At 56.7% G+C, this 1,217-nt stretch carries 2 protein-coding genes; one reads left to right on the top strand and one right to left on the bottom strand.

Features of this window, described 5'->3' with window-relative positions:
• On the bottom strand, positions 1–732 hold a 732-nt coding region (locus VI25_RS21520), incomplete at its 3' end, for a DUF885 domain-containing protein (protein WP_152981760.1).
• A gap of 315 nt (positions 733–1,047) precedes the next feature.
• On the opposite strand from VI25_RS21520, the gene VI25_RS21525 reads away from it, so the two are divergent.
• On the top strand, positions 1,048–1,217 hold a 170-nt coding region (locus VI25_RS21525; RefSeq protein ID WP_152981761.1), incomplete at its 3' end, for an SDR family NAD(P)-dependent oxidoreductase.

The raw sequence follows: 1,217 nt of genomic DNA on the forward strand, positions 1-1,217 counted from the left end.
TTTTTTATACGCCGCCGTGAGGCGCTCCTTATCGGCGGCGGGCATATCGGCGGGCAGCTTATTGATGGGGCCGTAGAACAGGCTCTTGGTGGGGTCCGTCACTTCCAGGTCGCGCATCTGCGGCACCATCTTCGTTACAAGGGCGCGGGGCAACACTACCCCAGCTTTTATACCCTGCCGGAAGTTGCCGATGGCCGTGTCGGCCCAGGCCGTGAAGCCGTGCACGCGGCCCAGCCAGTTGTCGTAGTCCTTCGCCGTTTTAAATGGCTGCACCCCCTCGCCCGAGCCAAATTGCCCTAGCGTAATGGGTAAGCCCCAAAACTGCTGGAAAGGCATCATCCACGTATTCAGCTTCAAGCCTTCCAGCTTGGTTTGCAAGTCGTACTGGAAGATGTCGTAGCTGATACGGTCGTTTTCTGAGAGGCTGGCGCGGTCGAATTTCTGCAACCCATCCAAGTACTTTTGGTAAAAGGCACGCAATTGCTCCCGGAAGGCCTTGGTGCCATCGTTGGGCAGTTGGTCGTTGTAGCGGTTGTCGCCTTGGGTAGTCGCATCGAGGGGAAACAACTTAGCGTTGTCTTCCCAGTACATCTCAAACAGCTGGTTGATGTCTTTCACGTCGGCAAGACTGGTTTCGGCACTGGCAGCGCCGCTGTGGTCCGAAGATTTTTGCTGGTTGCAGGCTGCCAGCAACGTGCAAGCAAGCAGGCCACCCAGAGCGAGTTTTTTCATGGATAACGGGAGGTTGTGTTCAGAACGGGAAGGTACACGGATTTGGGCAGCGGTAACTATAGCTCCCCTCCTTCCCAACCGCATATTCTGCGGGGAGCCCAGCGGATTCGGCCGTAGCGTTGGCTTTTAGCCGGCTCACATCCTACAGCTGCTGAGCGCAACAAGCCAGTAGTTCACGCGGAGGGCTACCATTTTATTGCGGCAGCCCTTAACATCGGGCAGCCGCATGGGTTGTAGTCATGCTCACCTCAGCCTACGGAACGTTTCTGGCTCCGCTAGGCTGTTATCAACTTACTTTCTACTCTCTCTACACACATGGAATCACTAGCCGGTAAGAACGCCCTGGTAACGGGTGCAGGCAAAGGAATTGGCCGCGCCATTGCAGTAGCCCTGGCGCAGGAAGGTGCCAACGTAGCCTTGCTAGCCCGTACCGAAAGCCAACTGCGCGACGTGGCGCAGGAAATAGAACAACTGGGCGGCAAAGC

Source organism: Hymenobacter sp. AT01-02 (assembly GCF_000961955.2).
Classification (GTDB): Bacteria; Bacteroidota; Bacteroidia; order Cytophagales; family Hymenobacteraceae; genus Hymenobacter; species Hymenobacter mucosus.